Annotated in this window: 16 protein-coding genes; 4 read left to right on the plus strand and 12 right to left on the minus strand. The window is 64.3% G+C overall.

Annotation, left to right across the window (positions count from 1 at the left end; all coding sequences use genetic code 11):
• Positions 1-73: 73 nt before the first annotated feature.
• On the minus strand, positions 74-1,477 hold the full coding sequence (locus M1E04_RS15020; RefSeq protein WP_410933271.1) for an MltF family protein: 1,404 nt from the start codon (positions 1,475-1,477) through the stop codon (positions 74-76).
• Positions 1,478-1,674: 197 nt separating this feature from the next.
• Here M1E04_RS15020 and M1E04_RS15025 point away from each other — a divergent pair, with 197 nt between their 5' ends.
• The 3 genes from M1E04_RS15025 (at position 1,675) to M1E04_RS15035 (ending at position 4,508) form a co-directional block, all read left to right on the plus strand.
• Complete coding sequence (locus tag M1E04_RS15025; protein WP_192135991.1) at positions 1,675-2,499, plus strand: TatD family hydrolase; 825 nt, start codon at positions 1,675-1,677, stop codon at positions 2,497-2,499.
• Positions 2,500-2,665: 166 nt separating this feature from the next.
• Positions 2,666-4,144 carry a methyl-accepting chemotaxis protein gene (locus tag M1E04_RS15030; RefSeq protein ID WP_369320149.1) on the plus strand — a complete coding sequence of 493 codons (1,479 nt, stop codon included), beginning with the start codon at positions 2,666-2,668 and terminating at the stop codon, positions 4,142-4,144.
• Between the two features lie 142 nt (positions 4,145-4,286).
• Positions 4,287-4,508 carry a hypothetical protein gene (locus M1E04_RS15035; RefSeq protein ID WP_456291609.1) on the plus strand — a complete coding sequence of 74 codons (222 nt, stop codon included), beginning with the start codon at positions 4,287-4,289 and terminating at the stop codon, positions 4,506-4,508.
• 75 nt (positions 4,509-4,583) lie between these two features.
• Here M1E04_RS15035 and M1E04_RS15040 read toward each other — a convergent pair whose 3' ends face one another.
• From M1E04_RS15040 to M1E04_RS15065, 6 genes are all read right to left on the minus strand, one after another.
• Entirely contained in the window at positions 4,584-5,378 is a 795-nt protein-coding gene (locus M1E04_RS15040; protein WP_456291610.1) for an acyl-CoA thioesterase, read from the minus strand.
• A gap of 131 nt (positions 5,379-5,509) precedes the next feature.
• Complete coding sequence (locus M1E04_RS15045; RefSeq protein WP_369320156.1) at positions 5,510-6,280, minus strand: CHAD domain-containing protein; 771 nt, start codon at positions 6,278-6,280, stop codon at positions 5,510-5,512.
• A 45-nt stretch (positions 6,281-6,325) separates the two neighbouring features.
• Positions 6,326-8,326: a transglutaminase TgpA family protein gene (locus M1E04_RS15050; protein ID WP_456291611.1), complete on the minus strand. Its 2,001-nt coding sequence runs from the start codon at positions 8,324-8,326 to the stop codon at positions 6,326-6,328.
• 25 nt (positions 8,327-8,351) lie between these two features.
• Entirely contained in the window at positions 8,352-9,335 is a 984-nt protein-coding gene (locus tag M1E04_RS15055) for a DUF58 domain-containing protein (protein WP_296311358.1), read from the minus strand.
• Positions 9,305-10,222: an AAA family ATPase gene (locus M1E04_RS15060; protein WP_456291612.1), complete on the minus strand. Its 918-nt coding sequence runs from the start codon at positions 10,220-10,222 to the stop codon at positions 9,305-9,307. The genes M1E04_RS15055 and M1E04_RS15060 overlap by 31 nt, the downstream gene beginning before the upstream one ends.
• A gap of 263 nt (positions 10,223-10,485) precedes the next feature.
• Complete coding sequence (locus tag M1E04_RS15065; RefSeq protein WP_062381160.1) at positions 10,486-10,764, minus strand: hypothetical protein; 279 nt, start codon at positions 10,762-10,764, stop codon at positions 10,486-10,488.
• A 172-nt stretch (positions 10,765-10,936) separates the two neighbouring features.
• Between M1E04_RS15065 and M1E04_RS15070 the strand changes: the two genes are divergently transcribed.
• A complete protein-coding gene (locus M1E04_RS15070) occupies positions 10,937-11,998 on the plus strand; it encodes a patatin-like phospholipase family protein (protein ID WP_192136005.1) in 1,062 nt (353 codons plus the stop codon).
• Positions 11,999-13,051: 1,053 nt separating this feature from the next.
• Here the strand turns inward: M1E04_RS15070 and M1E04_RS15075 are convergent.
• The 5 genes from M1E04_RS15075 to kdpA all read right to left on the minus strand — a co-directional run bounded on the left by M1E04_RS15075 (position 13,052) and on the right by kdpA (position 20,950).
• Entirely contained in the window at positions 13,052-13,741 is a 690-nt protein-coding gene (locus M1E04_RS15075) for a response regulator (protein ID WP_456291613.1), read from the minus strand.
• Between the two features lie 63 nt (positions 13,742-13,804).
• Positions 13,805-16,462: a DUF4118 domain-containing protein gene (locus M1E04_RS15080; RefSeq protein WP_456291614.1), complete on the minus strand. Its 2,658-nt coding sequence runs from the start codon at positions 16,460-16,462 to the stop codon at positions 13,805-13,807.
• Positions 16,463-16,517: 55 nt separating this feature from the next.
• Positions 16,518-17,084 (minus strand): potassium-transporting ATPase subunit KdpC, encoded by a 567-nt coding sequence (kdpC, locus tag M1E04_RS15085; protein WP_456291615.1) that lies wholly within the window; start codon positions 17,082-17,084, stop codon positions 16,518-16,520.
• A 64-nt stretch (positions 17,085-17,148) separates the two neighbouring features.
• Positions 17,149-19,239: a potassium-transporting ATPase subunit KdpB gene (gene kdpB, locus M1E04_RS15090; protein WP_456293202.1), complete on the minus strand. Its 2,091-nt coding sequence runs from the start codon at positions 19,237-19,239 to the stop codon at positions 17,149-17,151.
• 16 nt (positions 19,240-19,255) lie between these two features.
• Entirely contained in the window at positions 19,256-20,950 is a 1,695-nt protein-coding gene (kdpA, locus tag M1E04_RS15095; protein ID WP_456291616.1) for a potassium-transporting ATPase subunit KdpA, read from the minus strand.

Raw genomic sequence — 20,950 nt, forward strand, 5'->3', positions numbered from 1 at the left:
GCGCCATCTTAATCGGCTCTATAAATATGAGAATCGCAAAATACGCGCCATACCTATCGAATCATTAGATAGTTCAGCGCGTCGCCGGACGCTCCAGTGAACTGCGGGCCTGATCAAATGCCAGGTAGTACTTGTTGACGCTGTTGACGTAACTCACGACGTTCTTGCCGCCCTGCTCCATCGCCACGCGCTCGACCTGAAAAAACCACTGGTTCGGGTTAAGCCCCTGGCGCTTCGCTTCCGCGCGCATGGCCTGCACCCGCTCCGGGCCGAGGTTGTAGGCGGCCAGGGTGAAGGCCATGCGCTCGCGCTCGTTGATTTTCGGGCTGGCGAAAAACTTGCGCCGCAGCAGCGCCATGTATTTGCTCGCCGCCTGCACGTTGCCGTCGAGGTCATGAATATTGTCGACGCCGACGCGCTGGGCGGCCGACGGCGTAATCTGCAGCAGGCCCGTGGCGCCGCTGCCACCCTTGGCAACCGGGTTGAGGGAAGATTCCTTGAACGCCACGGCGGCGAGGTCCAGCCAGTCCATCTTCTGTTTGTCGGCATGCAGTTGCAGCGTGGGGCGGAGTTTTTCCAGGCGCTGACGGTCTTCGCGGGCCAGCGGATTGTGGATCTGGTAGCGGTCCTTGTAGGCGGTCTGGAAGGCAGCGTCCTGATTGCGCGGCGGTTCGTAGGTTTGAAGGAAACGGTCAACGGCGCCGCGCAACACCACCGCGTCCTTGCGCACAAACCAGTTCATGTCGCCCGGATCGCTCAAGGCCGCAGCGCGGTCGATGCGCAGCTTCGGCATCACTTTGGCCCAGCGCTCGGCGATCGGTTGCTCGACCACGGTCAGGTGATAAACCCCGGCCTGGACCATTTCCAGCACGTCTTCCACCGCCAGGCTCGGGTCGACCCACTCGATCTTCACCGGCGGCAACTTGCGCAGGGCCAGTTTCTGGTTAAGCTGAAGAATGGCTTCATCGGCGGCGCTGCCGCTGGTCAGCATCAGTGTGCGGCCGGAGAGTTGTTCCGGGTGTCGGAGCCCGCGCTCACCCTTGACGCCGACCACCACCAGCGGCACCTGGGCCACCACCGGTTCAGACGCGTCTACGTAATGCGCGGCGCTGGCGTCGAGCAGTTCGCCCGGCGCAACCATGTCACCTTCGCCCCGCTGGAGCGCGGCAAGCAATTGGTCCTTGGCTTTGGGAATGAGTTTGAGGGAGATTTTCTGACCGTCGCGGGCATGGCTGTTGAGGTAGGTTTCGAACGCCTGCAAGCGACGGCACTCGACGCCCACGGGCTCACCCTGAACTTCAGCGGAGCTGTTGCGGCTCTGATTGACCAGCACCCGCAGGACTTTGCCGCTGCGGATTGCCGGCAGGTCGCGCACCTGATTCTTCTTGATCACCACGGGCGGGCCGGCGGGTCGCGGCGACGCATGGCCGGGCACGGCCATGACGCACATCAGGGAAAACAGGGACGCTCGGATCATTGACGCTCCGACGAAAGGCCGAAAAAGACGGGCTTGAAGTCTGCGTCGCGCAGCTGACCGGCTCGCGGCGTGCATCGCGGCGTGCGTCAACAAAACGGGATCACAGGGTTCGGGTATTCCAAGCAGTTGAGCCTGCTTGTTTTTTATCGCTTCAATCGCTCTGTTATTCTTCTCGGCCTCTGGCCTGAGGTAGCACCATGCAACTAATAGACATTGGCGTCAACTTGACCAACCCCAGCTTCGCCGCCCGCGAACGCGAGGTGGTGGAGCGCGCGTACGCCGCCGGCGTCGGTCAGTTGATCCTCACCGGCACCGACGTCGAGGGCAGCGAAAACGCCCTTGTGTTGTCGCGCCAGCTTGATGAAAGCGCCGAGCGATTGTTCAGCACTGCCGGCATTCATCCGCACTCGGCAAGCGCCTGGACGGGCGAAACCGAAAACCAGCTCAGGGCCCTGTTGCGTGAAAAGACGGTCTGCGCCGTGGGTGAATGCGGGCTGGATTTCAATCGCGACTTCTCCCCTCGCCCGCAGCAGGAAAAAGTCCTGGAAGCGCATCTGGCATTGGCTGTCGAGTTGCAGCTGCCGGTGTTTCTCCATGAGCGCGACGCCGACGAGCGCCTGCTCGCCATTTTGCGGGACTACCGCGACCAGCTCCCGGCGGCGGTGGTGCATTGCTTCACCGGGGAAAAACGCGCGCTGTTCAACTATCTGGACCTGGATCTGCACATCGGCATCACCGGCTGGATCTGCGACGAACGCAGGGGCACGCACTTGCACCCGCTGGTCCGCGAAATTCCGCGCGGCCGCCTGATGCTGGAAAGCGACGCGCCCTACCTGCTGCCCCGCACCTTGCGCCCCAAGCCGAAGAACGGCCGCAACGAACCGGCCTATCTGCCCGAGGTTCTTCGCGAAGTGGCGCTGCATCGAGGCGAGAGCCCGGAGGATGTCGCGGCCCACACCACTGATTGCGCACGGGCGTTTTTTGCGTTGCCGGTGGTGGAAGCTGCCACTCAAGCGTCGTAACAGTCGAAACAGGCGCCGGCATGTTTCGCAGGCCGAAGTTGCAGGCGCGCCGTCTGACGAGTCATCCCATAAACACCCATTGACCCAGATCAACGCTTCGCGTCTTCAAAGGGCACAAAATGATGGCACCTTGCCTTATCTCGTGCACCCACAGAAGACTTCCACCATGGCCCGCTGGCTGAGCAATGTTTCGCTGAAATACAAGTTCTGGGCGGTCAACGCCGTTGCGTTTTTCACCACGCTGTTGCTGGTCCTTTACGCCCTGCAGCTGGAACAACAAACCCGCGCCAACGACGCCAGGGCCGCCGCGCAGGCCGAAGCGCAGTTGTTGAGCGCCTGGCCCGCCGGGCAACCACTGCCAGCGGCGGCCCACCGTTTGACGTATCCAGCGGGACAGGTGCCGGTGTTCAACGGTCAGCCCCTGCCCTCCCTGAGTACGGTCACCGGCTGGGCCGACCTGAAGGCCGACACAGACGGTACGCCTCTGATCGGCGCCTATGTCATCCAGCGCGGTGATCAACGCATCGCTGTGCTCGCCGCTGCGCCACACCTGCTGCAACTGGTGGGCGAGCGCTTTGTCCAGTACGCGGTCGCGGTGTTCATTCTGATGCTCGCCATGCTCGGCGCGTCGCAACTGCTGATCCGCTTTCTGCTGACCCACCTCAACACCCTCAAAGACGTAATGCTGCATGTTGAACGCAGCGGCGACCTCTCGGCGCGCGTGCCACTCGCCGGTGAAGATGAAGTCGGGCAGATGGCCAAGGCCTTCAACGCCATGCAGGCCGGTTATCAACGCATCGTCACCACCGTGGCCCATTCCGCCGCCCGCCTGGATGCAGGCGCGGGCCAAATGGCGTCGGGCATGAGCGAGGTGCGCCAGGGCATGCTCGGCCAGCAGAGCGAGACCGACCAAGTGGCAACGGCCATCAATGAAATGACCGCCACCGTCCACCACATCGCTCAACACGCCGGCGCCACCCGTGATCAATCCCGTAACGCTGATAAGCTCGCGGGCACCGGCAAAGCCGTGGTTGATCGGGTCGAGGCGTCCATCGCCGGGCTGTCCAGCGGGGTGCAACAGACAGCCGGGATGATCCAGCGGCTGGCCGAGGACAGTCAGAAAATCAACGGCGTGGTGAGCGTGATTCACAGCATCGCCGAACAGACCAACCTGCTCGCCCTCAACGCCGCCATCGAAGCGGCCCGCGCTGGCGAGATGGGACGCGGCTTCGCGGTGGTGGCCGACGAGGTGCGGCATCTGGCGCGTCGGGTGCAGACGTCCACCGACGAGATCACCACCATGGTCTGCACCCTGCAGGCGGGCACCCGCGATGCGGTGGATTTCATGCAGGAAAGCTCGCACAAGGCCGACGACTGCGTGCAGCGCGCGCGGGAAGCGGGTCAGGCGCTGACGGCGATCACTGAAGCGGTGGCGCAGATGCGCGAGAGCAACACTCAGATTGCGGTGGCCGCGCAACAACAGAGCCAGGTGGCCGAAGAAATGAACCGCGCCGTGGTGAGCATCCGCGACGTGACCGAGCGCACCGTCCGGCAGACCGTGGACTCGGCCGGCACCAGCGATGAGCTGGCGACACTGGCGGGCGCCTTGAACACCGCCATCGGACAGCTGAAATTACAGGGCTGATTGCCTCGCGCGGCTGCGATTACTCAGAGGCATGCTGCCTATCAGGCTGATAGCAATCCTCGATTCGCCGAAGTAAAACACCGGGCCTATTCTCACCTCAATCGAAAACACTTCTTGTTAATGTTTCACCGAGGTAAGCGTCATGCCCAAGTTCATTACGGATCTCCACATCGGCGAATTTTTCCACCCATCGCGCAAGGAAGGCGTGCCGTCTCATGTCGTGCTGTCGTCCCTGGCGTTTCCGCTGGCCATCGTCTCCGGGCTGTTGCTGCTCGACGGCGCGTTCAACGGCAGCCTGACCTCCGCCGCCATCGGCGTGCTGGGTCTGGTCGCTGCCCAAGCCATCAAAGCCCGAGGCCAATGAGGCCTCAGGCGTTTGACAGGTTCATAAATGCATCAGGTGAGCACGTGTCACTAAACTCGCGGCATGCACGACTGATCAGCCGAAAACCGTCACCGTCTGGCGACTGATCGCCACCAACTCCCCTTTCGGCGTCCACAACGCCGCCGCGGTATGACCGTAGCCATCGCGGGCATGCTCGATCACCGCTCGGTACTGCGTCCAGTCATGGGTGGTCATGGCGGGCAACGGCTGCACAAACTCGATTGTCCACGTCAACGAGCTCCCCGGTGCCGGCTTGTTCAGGTGCGGCAGCACCGCAGGCGGCCAGGTGTCGACCAGTGCCAGCAGGTGCGCTTCGGTCAAGGTTTCCTCTTCCACATCACGCAATCGCGCGTAACCGCCAATCGCACCGGACGGCGTATTGGAAAACGGCAGGCCACCCAGCGCCCAGCGCAGGTCAATAAAGCGCAGGTATTCCGGCATCACCCCTGACACAAACGGAAACGGCTGGATCTCGTCCACCGGTGTGAACACCGGCGCTGGCTCGGCCTGCACCGAAATCATCGACTCGCGTGGGGCGCCGAAGCTGCCCTGAATCAGGGTCATGACCTCGCCGTTCTGCATCGCCCGCCCCAACACCTGGCTAACGGCCTTGCCCTCGCGGAGGATCTCCACGTCAAACGAGATCGGCGTGTCGATGGCCGGCGGGGCCACAAAACAGATCGCCAGCGACCGCACCGGCCGCTCGGCAGAGACCTTCGCGCGCATCGCTTCATACATCAACGCGGCCATCAGCCCGCCGAAGCAGGCACGCCCTTGGGCCCATGAGGCGGGGATGCTGACGGATTCGGGACGGGTGCGGACGGCGTCGAGCAGCTCGGAGAATTTCATGGGCGTTCCAGGGTGGCAGGCGGGATGTGCAAATGGTAGCGAGGCAGCTGCCGCAGGACAGTGTTTATAAACGCCAATCCTGCGGACGAGACGGTTAAAAGGCTGCGCTGGACAATCCTGCGCGAGGGCCCTTAACGCGAGGAATGCTTACCAAAGCAAGCCTTGTACAAGCGTTCCAGCACCTGGTCAGACTTTTGCTCGGCACGATGAATGCCCAATTCCCACCCGGCCACGCAAGGCGAAAGATCGGCCTGATGCCGCGCCTGCTCCAGCCATTGCAGGTGATCGTGCCAGTCGCCCAGGGCGCCCTGGGCCGCTTTCAACCGGCGCTCCATGTTCTTCGGCTGATGACTGAGTTCAGGGTAAGCCTCACCGGCGTAACGCACACGCTTGATCAACAGCCGCAGGCGATGGCGGTCGTGGGCAGGGTCGCCCATGGCTTCGCGCAGTTGCTTCCACTGTTTGTCCAGGCGCTTTTCGATGCGCTGGCGCAATTTATCGAGCAGGCCGTGGCGTTCCTGGGTGCGCAGCAGGGCTGGCAATTGGTCCAGCACGCCGAACAGCCGATTGAGCTCCGCCGAACTGGCCACTTTCGGGCACGCGGTTTTCAGGTATTGATCGCGCTTGGCCGCGGCCTGGGGCAGACCCTGTTCCTCGAGGAACGCCGCCAGTACCTGCATGTCGCGCAACGGCGTGGTCAGCGCACCGACCTCCTTCGCCGCCCCTTCCACTTGATCCAGCCCTGGCAGACCGCGCAGCGGCCGCAAGACACTGCGCAGGCGGCGGACGTTGGTGCGCAGGTCGTGCAGCGCTTCGCTGTCGGTGGAGACTTCCAACCGCGCGTGGCAGGCAAGCAGTTTGATGTTAAGGCCGATAATCTCGGCGACCAGGTGATCGACCATCGCTGACATGAAACACTCCTTGGTTGAAGATGAATGTCTGATGACTTACGGCCGCTTGTCCCTCACAGCGGACAAACGCCACGGCAGGCTGCGGCGCAGGGATTTCAGGTGCTGGCGCAGGGTACCGACCGAGCCGTCCGCCCCGGCATAGCGCTGGGCTTCAAATTCGTCGACGAAATCCCTGATCGCCCCGGCGTGCGCCGGCAGTTGCGCGGCAGCACGTTGGGAGAAGGCCTGAGCACCCTCACCCGGCTGACGTTTAAGACCCTGCCGGGCGAGCAGACGTTCGAAATGGTTGAACAGGCGCAGCTGCGAATCGCTTTCGCGCCGCCACGGCTTGAACAGCCACAGCGCCAGCAGCCCGAGAATAACCGCCGCACCGCCGGCGAACACCGGTGCCTGAAACCCCGAAAACCAGCGGCCGAGCACTTGCAGTTGCTGCTGCCCCTGATAGCCCAGCACCCAGCGTTGCCAGCCGTAATTGAGGTTGTCCCAGCCCATGCGAATAGAATTGACCCAGGCCAGGTGCCGATAGCGCAGCGGGGACATTGGCGAATCGCCGAGAAAGTCTTCGTCCGCCGCCAGCGCCTGTTCAAGCCCCTGCTCGACCCGGGCAGGCGCCACCGCTGCGGTGGGATCAACGCTGCGCCAGCCCACGTTCGGTTGCCAGTATTCGACCCAGGCGTGGGCGTCGAACTGGCGCACGGTCAGGTAGTTGCCGTCCGGGTTCAACTCGCCGCCCTGATAACCAGCGACCACCCGCGCCGGCACGCCTGCCGCGCGCAACGCGAAAGTCATGGCCCCGGCGTAATGGGCGCAGAAACCGGCGCGGCTGCCGAACAGAAAGTCATCGATGCTGTTGGCGCCCAGCGCGGGGGGCTTGAGGGTGTAGCGGAACGGCTGCGAGGTGAAGTACGACAGCAGCGCGTCCACCACGGCGTCGGTGCCGGGATGGCGCCGATGCAGGTCCGCTGCCCACTCGCGCACTTGGGGATTGCCTTTGGCCGGCAGTTGCAGGGCCTGCACGCGGGCGCCGTCGCTGAGCACGGTCTCGCGCACTGCGTCAGGCCAGGATTCGGCGTTGTAGAGCATCGATTGCTCGACTGGTCGCCGCCGCTGCCAGCGGAAATCGCTCATCTGGCGCACGCCGGCCAGATCGGTCTGGCCCACGTCGAGGGTCATCAGCCACGGTTTGCCGGTCGGCTCCAGTACCACGCTGTAGCCGACCCGCTCGCCTTCCCGGCGCCACAGCGGGGCGTCCGGCACTTGCGCCCACGAGGACTGCGACCAGCGTCTGCCGTCGAACTGCTCCAGGGTCAGCGCGCGCCAGTACAGCTGATTGCGCGGCGGCAGCGGGCCGTCAAAACTTGCGCGAAACACCAGCTCGGCGGACTTGCTCAGCTCGGCGATGTCCCCCGGCGCCATGCTGTCGGACAGCCCGGTCAGCGCCTTGTTGCTCGGTTGCGGCAGCGACCACAGCGGATCGAGACGGGGAAAGAACAGAAACAGCAGGATCATCAGCGGCACGGCCTGCAGCAGCAATTTGGCCGACAGCCTGAGCGTGGCGGCAGGCTTCCCGGAAATGCCGGACTGTTGCAGGCCGATCAACGCCGCCAGCAGCGTGGTGATCGGCAGCAGGGTAAACAGGCCCCAGAGCAGCGAGTCTTCGAACAGGTAACCGACCGCGATGCAGAAGAAGCCGAGGAAGATCAACACCAGCGCATCACGCCGATTCTGCATTTCCAGCATCTTCAGAATGAACGCGGCGATCAGCAGCGCCGCCCCCGCATCCAGGCCGATCAAGCTGCCCCGCGCCAGGTAAATGCCCCCGGCGGTGCCGACCAGCAGTCCCGACTTGATCCAGGTGCCGGGCATACGCACGCGCATGCGGAAGATCTGGATGCGCCAGAACGAGCAGACCAGCCACAACACGATCAACGCCACCGGCACATGCAAGGCGAATGGCACGATCACCAGCGCCTGAGCGATCAGCAACCAGTTGAGGCTGACCCGCGGAATCGGTTTCGCCAGGCTTGAGGACGTCATCGCGCAGCACTCTTTATCGGCCCCGTCATGCCCGCACCCCGTACAGCGCCAACTGGCGCAAACAGGCTTCGCGGTGGGCGTCGCCGCTGTCCACGGCCGAGATGAAACCGGGCAGCCGCAGCGCGAAGGGTTGCTGACGCTGGGACAACTCCAGCACCCAGTAGCACAGGCGCGACAGCCGCTCCTCGATGTCACCGCCCAAGGCCATGAAGTCCAGACACAGGTCGTGACCGCTGAGGTCGCTGAACTCTTTGACCATCAGCCCCTGCCCTCGCGACCAGGCTTTCCAGTGCATGCGCCGCATCGAGTCGCCCGGCTGCCACAGGCGCAGGCCCTGATAGTCATCGACGCCGGGGCCCGTCGTCGCGTGGCCGTCGTCCTCGGCATGGGGTTGCACGCCTTGCAGCAGCGGCATGGTTCCGACCACTGGTTGCGGGTAGATCAGCACGGTCTGTTCCAGGTCCAGCCAGCTCCAGGCGCGAAAAATCCCCAGCGGAAACACACTCTCCACACGCAAACGCGGGGCCCGCATCCAGCCGCGCTTGAGCGCCGGCAGGGTCAGGCCGACTTCGACCAGGCGCTCGGCCTCGACGTCGGTCTGCTCCAGTTGTTCGCTGTCCCAACCCAGGGCAATCGCCTGATGTCCATGGCCGGTGCTTTCCAGACGAAGGCGCAGTTGCACCGGTTCGCCGACGAATACCGAACGCGCATGACCGCCGCTCAGCACCAGTCCGCTGATGTTGCGGTAGGTGTGCAGAATGGCGAGCACGCCCACTGACAGCATCAGGAATGTCAGGCCGTAGGCGAGGCTGTTCTGGTAGTTGATCGACACCAGCAACAGCAGAAATAGAATGAGCGCGTAAGTGCCGCCGACCCGGGTCGGCAGGATGAAGATTCGGCGGTGATCCAGTTCGACCCGCGACGCCGGGGGGATTCGACGCCCCACCCAGCGCTGCCAGACCGGTTTGAAGCGTTCGATCACAGCACCGGCACCTCGCGCAGTAGCCACTGGACCAGCGCGCCGCCGCCGTGCCCGGTCGGGTCAGTGCGCTCGCGCAGGCGGTGGCTGATGACGGCAGGCAGAATCGCCTGCACGTCTTCGGGAATCACGTAATCGCGCCCGGCGAGCAGCGCCCAGGCCCGCGCCGCCGAGAGAATCGCCAGGCTCGCGCGGGGTGACAGGCCGTAGGCAAATTGCGGCTGGCTGCGCGTGGCATCGACCAGCCGCAGCACATAATCGACCAAGGCGTCGCTGGCCCGCACCTGCCGCGCCTGCTGCTGGAGGGACGCGAGCTCGGCGTGGTCCAGCAATGGCTCGATGCGCGGCAGCAGATCGCGACGGGACTCGCCCAGCAGCAGGGCCTTCTCCGCCGACCGCGCGGGATAGCCCAGGGACAGGCGCATGAGGAAGCGGTCCAGTTGCGATTCCGGCAGGGCGAAGGTGCCCCCCTGGCTGAACGGGTTCTGGGTGGCGATGACAAAAAACGGATCGGGCAGCAAACGGGTCGCGCCCTCGATGGTGACCTGGCCCTCTTCCATGGCTTCGAGCAGCGCGCTCTGGCTCTTGGGCGTGGCGCGGTTGATTTCGTCGGCCAGCACCAGCTCGGCGAAGATCGGCCCGGGGTGAAAGGTGAATTGCCCGGTGTCGCGATCAAAGACGGACGTGCCAAGGATGTCGCCCGGCAGCAGATCGGAGGTGAATTGAATGCGTTGATAGCTCAGGCCGAGCACCCGCGCGAGGGTGTGGCTGAGGGTGGTTTTGCCCATGCCGGGCAAGTCTTCGATCAACAAGTGCCCGCCGCCCAGCAGGCAGGTCAGCGCCAGGCGGACCTGCGGTTCCTTGCCCAGCACCACTTCATTGATCGCGTTGAGACACGCATCCAGTTTTCTGCCCATCGGAAGGCCTCCCCAGGCGACTGCTCATGGCTAATAGGACTGCAAACGATGCCAGACGTGCAGCCACTGTAAGGTCAGCGTAGGCGTTTTCGCTAGAGCGGGAGGGAGGGATTCATCAGGGTGGAGCGAAACAGGACTGTAGGAGTGAGCTTGCTCGCGATCCGCGTTATCTCAGTCAGCTAGATGGCGACTGACAGCAGGCTTCGCGAGCAAGCTCACTCCTACAGGGAGACCGCTTAATGGCTGCGGACTTTGGAACGATCTCAGCGACCCGCGCGGGACTCACGGATGTAGAAACGGGCTTTCTCAGCTTTCTCGGAGCAACCTTCGAAGGCTTCGAACTGCTGCTGGGTCTTGGCGCCGGTCAGCAGCGACAGGGCCTTGGAGTAGCTGACCGTGCCAGCGAACCCTTCCGCCTTGGCCAGATCCAGCTCGTGCCAGGCCGCGTCAAGGTTGGTGGCGCAGCTGTCGCGGTAGGCCGTTTTGCCGGCGCAACCGGTGAGAACCAACGCCAACAGGGGCAGGCAGATCCAGGCTTTCATGGGTGTTACCTCAACTAAGGAAATCATTGATGCGGCTTTGACGGTGCGGCGATGCAAAAGTGCCACGCCGGGGCGATGCACAATACCCGTTTCGCGCGGTTGGCGTTACGCTGGTGTGTGATGAATCGGCCGCCTTGCGCGCCGCCTGAATGCTGACAACGGGAAACCGCACATGAATAAACGCATCGCGCTGGTTCTGGGCTCCGGGGGCGCACGGGGTTATGCGCACATCGGTGTCATCGAAGAGCTCGAACACCGCGGCTATGACATCGCCTGCATCGCCGGCTGTTCCATGGGCGCGGTGATCGGCGGGATCTACGCGGCAGGCAAGCTCCCCGAGTACAAGGCGTGGATCGAAAGCCTGGATTACCTGGACGTGTTACGGCTGGTGGACGTGAGTTTCCGGCTGGGGGCGATTCGCGGCGAGAAGGTGTTCGGCAAGATTCGCGACATCGTCGGCGAGATCAACATCGAGGACCTGCCCATCCCTTACACGGCCGTGGCCACCGACCTGACCAACCAGCAGGAGATCTGGTTTCAGGAAGGCAACCTGCATTCGGCAATGCGCGCCTCGGCGGCGATCCCCAGTCTGTTCACCCCGGTGGTCCAGGGCAATCGCACGCTGGTCGATGGCGGCCTGCTGAACCCGTTGCCGATCGTGCCGGTGGTGTCGAGCCATTGCGATTTGATCGTCGCGGTCAACCTCAACTCCACGACCCAGAAGCATTACACGTTGCCGGTGATCGAGCGCCCGCCGGCGGTGAAGAAGCGTTTCGACGGCCTGATGACGTCCATCGGCTCGCACCTGCCGTTCCGCCGCAGGCTGGACCTGACCGGCGAGGATGGTTTGCGTCTGGCGCAGCAACGGCTGAAACCCAGTGCCGCCGTGCTGACGGGCAATCCGTGGCTGATGGCCGACATCGAATCCGCCGACCCCCAAGGCCAGCAACCCTCCGCCGCGCCCACCCAGGCCGGGGCGCCGAGATCGGCCAGCGGCTCGATCATCATCGACAACGTCGGCCCCGCCTCGCTGCTGGATTTGATCAACCAGAGCTTCGAGGTGATGCAGACGTCCCTGGCGCAATACAAAATCGCCGGCTACCCGCCCGACATCCTGATCAACGTGCCGAAGCGCGTGTGCCGATTCTTCGAATTCTACAAAGCCCCGGAGCTGATCGCGCTCGGGCGGCAGATCGCCAGAGAAACGCTGGATCGGTATGAGCAGGAGCATTAAAGGCGTGGCTTCCGACGCTTTCCCGGCTAAAGCCGGCCCCACAGTCGAGGTCAATGCCAGTCCCGCAGGTGTACGCGATGCTTTAGTGGGACCGGCTTCAGCCGGGAAGAGGCCCGCATGACAACCATCAATCACGCGGTGTGACCTCCGGCGCTTTCCTGGCTAAAGCCGGTCCCACGGTCGAGGTCAATGCCAGTCCCGCAGGTGTACGCAATACCTGAGTAGGACCGGCTTCAGCCGGGAAGAGGCCCGCATGAACGCCATCAATCATGCGGTGTGACCTCTAACGGATTCCCGGCTAAAGCCGGTCCCACGGTCGAGGTCAATGCCAGTCCCGCAGGTGTACGCGATGCTTTAGTGGGACCGGCTTCAGCCGGGAAGAGGCCCCCATGACCACCATCAATCACGCGGTGTGACCACCGGCGCTTTCCCGGCTAAAGCCGGTCCCACGGTCGAGGTCAATGCCAGTCCCGCAGGTGTACGCAATACCTGAGTAGGACCGGCTTCAGCCGGGAAGAGGCCCGCATGAACGCCATCAATCATGCGGTGTGACCTCTAACGGATTCCCGGCTAAAGCCGGTCCCACGGTCGAGGTCAATGCCAGTCCCGCAGGTGTGCGCGATGCTTTAGTAGGACCGGCTTCAGCCGGGAAGAGGCTCCCATGAACGCCATTAATCACGCGGTTTGACCACCGACGCTTTCCCGGCTAAAGCCGGTCCTACAGTCGAGGTCAATGCCAGTCCCGCAGGTGTACGCGATGCTTTAGTAGGACCGGCTTCAGCCGGGAAGAGGCCCGCATGAACGCCATTAATCACGCGGTTTGACCACCGACGCCTTCCGGGCTAAAGCCGGTCCCACGGTCAAGGTCAACGCCAGTCCCGAGGGATGCACGCGATGCTTTAGTAGGACCGGCTTCAGCCGGGAAGAGGCCCCCATGACCACCATCAATCATGTGGTTTGATCACCAACGGTTTCCCGGCTAAAGCCGGTTCCACAGTCGAGTTCACAGTCAATCCCGCAGGTGTACGCGGCCGATCGGGGGAAAACGATGCTTCACCCATTCACCAACCGATACCCAACCCCCGCCTCGGTGACGATGTACTGTGGCGCGGCGGGGTCGTCGCCGAGTTTCTGGCGCAGGTGCCCCACCACGATGCGCAGGTAATGGGTGTCTTCGACATGGGTCGGGCCCCAGATGTCCTTAAGCAGTTGCTGTTGGGTAATGACCCGACCGGGATGCCGCGCCAGTTGCGCCAGCACCGCGTATTCCTTGCGGGTCAGGGCGACTTCCACATCGCCCAGGGACACCCGCCGATAGGCCAGGTCAATGTTCAGCGGGCCAATGACCACCGCCGACTCCACCTGGCCGCTCTCCGGCGCCTGGCGCAACAGCGAACGAATCCGCGCCAGGAACTCCTGAATGCCGAATGGCTTGGTCACGTAATCGTTGGCACCGGCGTCCAGCGCGCGAACTTTCTCGCCCTCGCTGGCACGCACCGACAGCACCAGCACCGGCACCGACGACCATTCGCGAAACTGACTGAGCACATCCTGCCCGTCCATGTCCGGCAGGCCCAGGTCGAGCACCAGCAAGTCAGGTTTATTCAGTGCGGCCTGGGTCAGGCCGTCGTTGCCGGTCCCGGCTTCCAGCACTTTGTAGCCTTGTGACGCGAGGCTGATGCGCAGGAACTTGCGGATCTGCGGCTCGTCATCGATCACCAGAATGGTCGCCGTCTGGCTCATGGGTGTCCTGTCATTAGAAAAAAGGGCCGTCACAAAGGTCCGTCAGCGTAGCGCAAAACGGTTTCAGACCGCCTGGTCCATTTCCGCTTCAGGCTGCGCCTGCAGCGGCAAATGCAGACTGATACAGGTGCCGCGACCGTCGATGCCATCGCCCACGCTGATCCGTCCGCCATGGGCGCCGACCATGCCCTGACAAATCGCCAGCCCCAGCCCCGTGCCCTGCCCGCCTCGGTCACCCCGCGCGGCGGTGTAGAACATATCGAAAATCTTCGCCCGTTCGCTCTCCGGGATTCCCGGCCCCTCATCGCTGACGGCAAAGACGATCTCTTCGTTCTGCGCACTGACCGCCATCTGCAGACGGCCATTGACCGGCGAGAAGCGCGCGGCGTTTTCAATCACGTTGATCAACGCCTGCTCGATCAGCGCGGCGTGGACATACAGCAGCGGCAGCTCTGCTGGCAATTGGGTCATGACCTGCAGCGGCGCGAGGACGGCGCGAAGGCGATTGAGCGCGCTGCCGACAATGTCACCCGGCGAGACCCAGTCCCGTGCCAGCTTCAGCGCGCCGTGGCCGAGGCGCGTCATGTCCAGCAGGTTCTGAATGTAACGGTCCAGGCGCTCGGCCTCGTCGCGGGTGCCTTCGAGCAACTCGCGGCGGTCTTCCAGCGGAATCGCCTCGCCCAGCGCCAGCAGGCTGTCGATGCTGCCGCGCATGGCGGTCAGCGGCGTGCGCAGGTCGTGGGACACCGAGGCCAGCAAGGCGCTGCGCAGTTGTTCGGTCTCGCCATGCAAACGCGCGGCTTCCAGGTCTTCGGCCAGACGCGCCCGGGCCAGGGCCTGACCCAGTGGCTGACTCAGCGCCGTGAGCAACCGTCGACGCTGAGGTATAAAAGTCTGGCCCTGTTTCGCACGAATCCCCAGCAAGGCCAGCGGCGCATCGTCCACCCACAACGGCAGCCACCACCAACTCCCCGACGGCAGCGTGCCGGTGCCCTTGCCCGCCGGTTGCCCGTGCTGCCAGGCCCAGTCCGCCGCCGCGCGCTCGAACTCGGAAAACTCCAGCGGCCCGCCGACTTCCACCTGCCAGCCCTGCTCGCGGTCGTTGTCCAGGACGCACAGCTGCAACTCGCTCCAGCCGGCCAGATGATGATCGGCCGCACTGAGCACCGCCTGGCGATCGGTGGCGGCGGTCAGGCGGCGGGACAGGTCGAGCAGTTCGCTGGTCTCCTCCTGGGTGTCGCGCAGCGCTTGCAACTGGCGACGCTGACGAGCGGCGAGATTGCCGGTCAGCGCGGCCATCAACAGGAAGAACAGCAGCGTCAGCACGTCTTCTTCGCGCTGGATGCTCAGGGAAAAATTCGGCGGAATGAACAGAAAGTCATACGCCAGAAACGACAGCACCGAACAGACCATCGCCGGGCCGACGCTGCTGCGCACGGCCACCAGCAGCACGGCGGCGAGAAACACCAGAGAGATGTTTGGCAGCGCCAGCCAACTGGACACCGCCCAGGCCAGGGCGCTGGCGCCGACCGTGGCGAACAGCGCCAGTGCGTAATCGAACCAGACCAGATTGCGCGGCGAGGTGGACTGCGCCTGATCGGGACGCGACTCGCTGTCGAGCACGTTGATTTCCAGGCCGTGGGCATTGCGCAGCAGACGCGACGCCAACCCGCCGCCCAATACCCGACGGCGCAGCGAAGGCCGCGACTGGCCCACCAGCACCAGACTGGCGCGGCGTTCGGTGGCGTGCTGAATCAGCGTCTTCGCCACTTCCGGCGCGCGCAGCACCACCACTTCCCCGCCGAGGCGTTCGGCGAGCTGCTGGGCGTTCTGCAAACGGCCGCGGGCCAGTTCGTCGAAAAAGCGCCCGTTGTCGACGTGCACCAGACTCCACGGCAGATGCCGACGTTGCGCGACACGACTGGCATGGCGCACCAGCCGTTCGGCCTGTGCGTCGCCGTCGATCCCTACCAGCAGACGACCGCGCACCGCTGGCGCCGCCTGACCCAACTGCCGGTAGCCCAGCGCCAGGTCGTTGTCCACCTGGGCGGCGGCGGTTTGCATGGCCATTTCCCGCAGCGCGGTGAGGTTGGTCTGGGTGAAAAAGGCGTCGATGGCGGCGCGGGCTTGCTCGGGCACGTACACCTTGCCGTCGCGCAGCCGCTCCAGCAATTCCCGGGGCGGCAGGTCGATCAGCACCAGTTCGTAGGCTTCCTGCAACACCCAGTCCGGCAGCGTCTCGCGCACTTGCACGCCCGTAATGCCGCGCACCTGATCATTGAGGCTTTCCAGGTGCTGAACGTTGACCGTGGTGTAGACGTCGATCCCCGCCGAGAGCAGTTCCTGAATGTCCTGCCAGCGCTTGGCGTGGCGACTGCCCGGCGCGTTGCTGTGAGCAAGTTCGTCGACCAGCACCAGCTTGGGTTTCGCCACGAGCAGACCGTCCAGGTCCATCTCTTCGAGCATGACGCCGCGGTACTCGGAACGCAGCATGGGTTGCTGCGGCAAACCGCCCAGCAGCGCTTCGGTCTCGGCACGGCCGTGGGTCTCGACGACCCCGGCCAGCAGCGAAACGCCCTGACGCATCTGCGTGTGCGCGGCCTGGAGCATGGCGTAGGTCTTGCCCACGCCAGGCGCCGCGCCAAGAAACACCTTCAGCCGCCCGCGATCGTCCCGAGGAAGATTGACCAGCAAAGCGTCGGCGCGGGTGGTTGAATTCACGAAAAGTTGTCCTGGTGCAGGGTGATGTGTGCTCGTGTGGCGGCGCCCGTTGGGGTCAGTTCACGAGTTTGCCAGACGGTAACCGATTCAGACTCAGATTCAAGTCCAGCACGTTCACCACCGGCGGGCCGATCAGCGAGGTCTGGGTGTTCTCGGCCACCAGTTTCTGCACCGACTCGCGCGGCAGGTTACGCGCCGCTGCGATGCGGGCCACCTGATATTCGGCTGCGGCGGCCGACAAGTGCGGATCAAGACCGCTTGCGGAGGTGGTCAGCAGGTTCAGCGGCACCGGGCCCTGGCTGTCGACTTTTTCCTTGGCGGCGTCCTCGGTCACTCGCGTCGCCAGCGCCGGATTGCTCGGCGCCAGGTTGCTCGCGCCGCTGGCCACGGTGGCATAGGCGCCGGCAGAGGGACGCGGGTGAAACCATTCTTCGCCGGTGAAATTCTGTGCGATCAACTCGGAGCCGCGCACCTTTTCATGGTCGTCGTAGATCAGGCTGCCGTTGGCCTGATCCGGAAACGCCACTTGGGCGACACCGGTCACCACCAACGGGTAAGCCACGCCAGTGATCAGGGTCATCAGAACGATCAGGCTCACGGCCGGACGCAATACGCTGGACATCATTCAATCCTCATTTCGAAGTGAGCGCCGCGCGGGATCATCACCACGCGGCGCGATCAACGGGTTAAACCAGGTGCAGAGCGTTCAGCAGCAGGTCGATCACCTTGATGCCCACGAACGGCACGACCAGCCCGCCGAGGCCATAGACCAACAGGTTGCGGCGCAGCAGATGCGCCGCGCTGGCGGCCTGCACCCGGACACCGCGCAGCGCCAGCGGGATCAGCACGACAATGATCAGCGCGTTGAAGACGATGGCCGACAGAATCGCGCTCTGCGGGCTGGCCAGGTGCATGATGTTGAGCACGCCCAGTTGCGGGTAAATGGCCGCGAACAGCGCCGGCAGGATGGCGAAGTACTTGGCCACGTCGTTGGCGATGGAAAAGGTCGTCAGGGCACCGCGGGTCACCAGCAATTCCTTGCCGATCTGCACCACGTCCAGCAGCTTGGTCGGGTCGCTGTCGAGATCGACCATGTTGGCCGCTTCACGCGCTGCCTGGGTGCCATCGTTCATGGCCATACCGACGTCGGCCTGGGCCAGCGCCGGCGCGTCGTTGGCGCCGTCGCCGCACATCGCCACCAGACGCCCGTCGTTCTGTTCCTGACGGATGCGCTCCAGTTTCTTCTCGGGAGTGGCTTCGGCCAGCACGTCATCGACGCCGGCTTCTGCCGCAATCGCTGCCGCCGTCAGCGGGTTGTCGCCGGTGACCATGACCGTGCGAATGCCCAGTTTGCGCAGCTCCTCAAAACGCTCCCGAATGCCCGGCTTGACCACGTCCTTGAGGTGAATCGCGCCGAGCAGTTTGCCGTCGCCGCAGACCAGCAACGGCGTGCCGCCGGTCTTGGCGATCTTGTCGATTTCCCGCGCCAGCACCGGCGGCAGGTCGCTGCGGTCACGGCCGAGGAATTTCAGCAGCGAGTCCACGGCGCCCTTGCGGTACACACGGCCCTCGAAATCGACACCGGACAAACGGGTTTCCGCCGTGAACGGCACCGCCGTCAGCTGGCTTGGCGCCGGCTCGGTCATCGGGTGCTGCCCGCGCAGGTATTCGACGATGGACTTGCCTTCGGCGGTGTCATCTGCCAGCGAGGCCAGCAGCGTGCCTTCGCTCAGCTCTTTCGGCGTCACCCCCGGCGCGGCATACACCGCCGCGCAACGACGGTTGCCGAACGTAATGGTGCCGGTCTTGTCCAGCAGCAGCACGTGCACGTCACCCGCCGCTTCTACAGCGCGACCGGATTTGGCGATCACGTTGAGGCGCACCAGGCGGTCCATGCCGGCAATGCCGATGGCCGAGAGCAGGCCGCCGATGGTGGTCGGAATCAGGGTCACCAGCAACGCGACGAGGAACACCAGCGGCAGGTTACCGCCGGCAAAATGCGCGAACGGCTGCAGGGTGACGACCACCAGCAGGAAGATCAGGGTCAGGCCGATCAACAGAATGTCGAGGGCCACCTCGTTGGGGGTCTTCTGCCGTTTGGCACCTTCGACCAGCGCGATCATGCGGTCCAGGGTCGACTCGCCGGGGTTGGCGCTGATCCGCACCAGCAGCCAGTCGGACACCAGACGGGTGTTGCCGGTGACGGCCGAACGGTCGCCGCCGGACTCGCGAATCACCGGTGCAGACTCACCGGTGATCGCCGCTTCGTTGACCGCCGCGATGCCTTCGATGACCTCGCCGTCGCCCGGGATCAGCTCCCCGGCTTCAACGCGGACCACATCGCCCTTGCGCAGGGTGGCAGCGTTGACCATCTCGTAACTGCCGTTTGCACCCTGGATCCGCGCCTTCAGGCCTTCGCTGCCGGCTTTCAGGCTGTCGGCGCGGGCCTTGCCGCGACCTTCGGCCAAGGCTTCGGCGAAGTTGGCGAACAACACGGTGAACCACAGCCAGATCGCGATCTGCACGGCGACAGACGTTGGCACCGCCGGGTCAGGGATCAGGCACAGCACGGTGGTCAAAACCGCGGTCAGTTCGACCACCAGCATCACCGGCGCACGGTGCAACTGGCGCGGGTCGAGCTTGACGAACGCCTGCACCAGCGCCGGGCGCCACAGGGCGGCAAGACCGGTCTTGGCCGCGACGGGCTGCGCGTCGTGGCTTGCGGCCTTGCTGGCCGGAATTTTACTGTCCGGGCTCTTTGTTACGGGGGCTTGCATGTTCATGGTGTGGTCCTCAGAAGCCCAGGCTCAAGTGTTCGGCAATCGGTCCCAGTGCCAGGGTCGGCAGGAACGTCAGGCCACCCACGAGCAAGATGGTCACGGTCAGCAGGGTGACGAACAGCGGGCCGTGGGTCGGGAAGCTGTTCTGGCCCAGCGGCGAGCTCTTCTTCGCCGCCAGACTGCCGGCCAGCGCTAGCACCGGCAGGATGTAGCCGAAGCGGCCAATGAACATCGACAGGCCCAACATCAGGTTATGGAAGGTGGTGTTGGCGCTGAAGCCGCCGAAGGCCGAGCCGTTGTTGGCGGTCGCCGAGGTGTAGGCGTAGAGCAACTGACTGAAACCGTGGGCGCCGGGATTGCTCACCGCCCCCGCCGGACCGGGCAAGGTCGCCGCCAGCGCGCCGAACACCAGCACGCCGACCGGCATCACGATCAACGTCGCCACCAGCAACTTGACCTCACGGGCCTGCAGCTTCTTGCCGAGGTATTCCGGGGTTCGGCCGATCATCAGGCCGGCGAGGAACACCGCGATCAGCACGTTCAGCAACATGCCGTAGAGGCCTGCGCCGACGCCGCCGAAGATCACTTCGCCGACCATCATGTTGGCCAGGGCGATCATCCCGGTGAGCGGGTTGAGGCTGTCATGCATGCCGTTGACCGAACCGTTGGACGCCGCCGTGGTGGTCGCCGCCCAGAGCACGGTGGCCGTGGTGCCAAAGCGGGTTTCCTTGCCTTCCATGGGCGCGGCCTGCTCGACCGACGCAATGTTCAGCGCAGGGTTGGGCTGGTATTCGGACCACATCGCCGTCGCGCCGCCGATCAGGAACAGCGCCAGCATGCAGGCGATGATCGCGCGGCTCTGGCGCATGTCCTTGACGTAATGGCCGAAGGTGAACACCAGCGCCACCGGAATCAGGATGATCGACACCAGCTCGAACAGGTTGCTCCAGATGGTCGGGTTCTCGAAAGGATGCGCCGAGTTGACGCCGAAGAAGCCACCGCCGTTGGTGCCCAGTTGCTTGATCGCAATCTGGCTGGCGGCCGGGCCCAGGGGAATGGTCTGGTCGGTGCCTTGCAGGGTCACGGCGTCCACGTAATGGGCGAACGTTTGCGGCACGCCTTGCCACACCAGCAGCAGCGCCAGTACCAGGCACAGCGGCAGCAGGCCGTAGAGGGTGGCGCGGGTCATGTCTGCCCAGAAGTTGCCCAGGTGCTGCGTCGAGCGACGGCTGATGCCGCGGCAAAACGCGACCAGCACGGCGATGCCGGTGGCGGCGCTGACGAAGTTTTGCACGGTCAGGCCGGCCATCTGGCTCAGGTAGCTGAGGGACGCTTCGCCGCTGTAGCTCTGCCAGTTGGTGTTAGTGACGAAGCTCATGGTGGTGTTGAACGCCAGCGACCACTCCATGCCCGGCAGGCCCTGTGGGTTGAGGGGCAGCGAGCCTTGCAGGAGCAGGATGGCGAACAGGACGACGAACCCGGCCAGGTTGAAGGCCAGCAGGGCGATTGTGTAGGTTTTCCAGTTGTGTTCGACGGTGGGGTCGACGCCGGACAGGCGATAGCAGATGCGCTCGACCGGGCCCATGACCGGGGTCAGAAAGGTGCGCTTGCCTTCCATGACGTTGTAGTAGAACCGTCCCAGCAGCGGCGCGGGCAACAGCACCAAGGCGAAAAACGCCAGTATCAGCAGGTAGTCGTAACCGTGCAT

This window comes from Pseudomonas sp. AK106 (genome assembly GCF_053903055.1).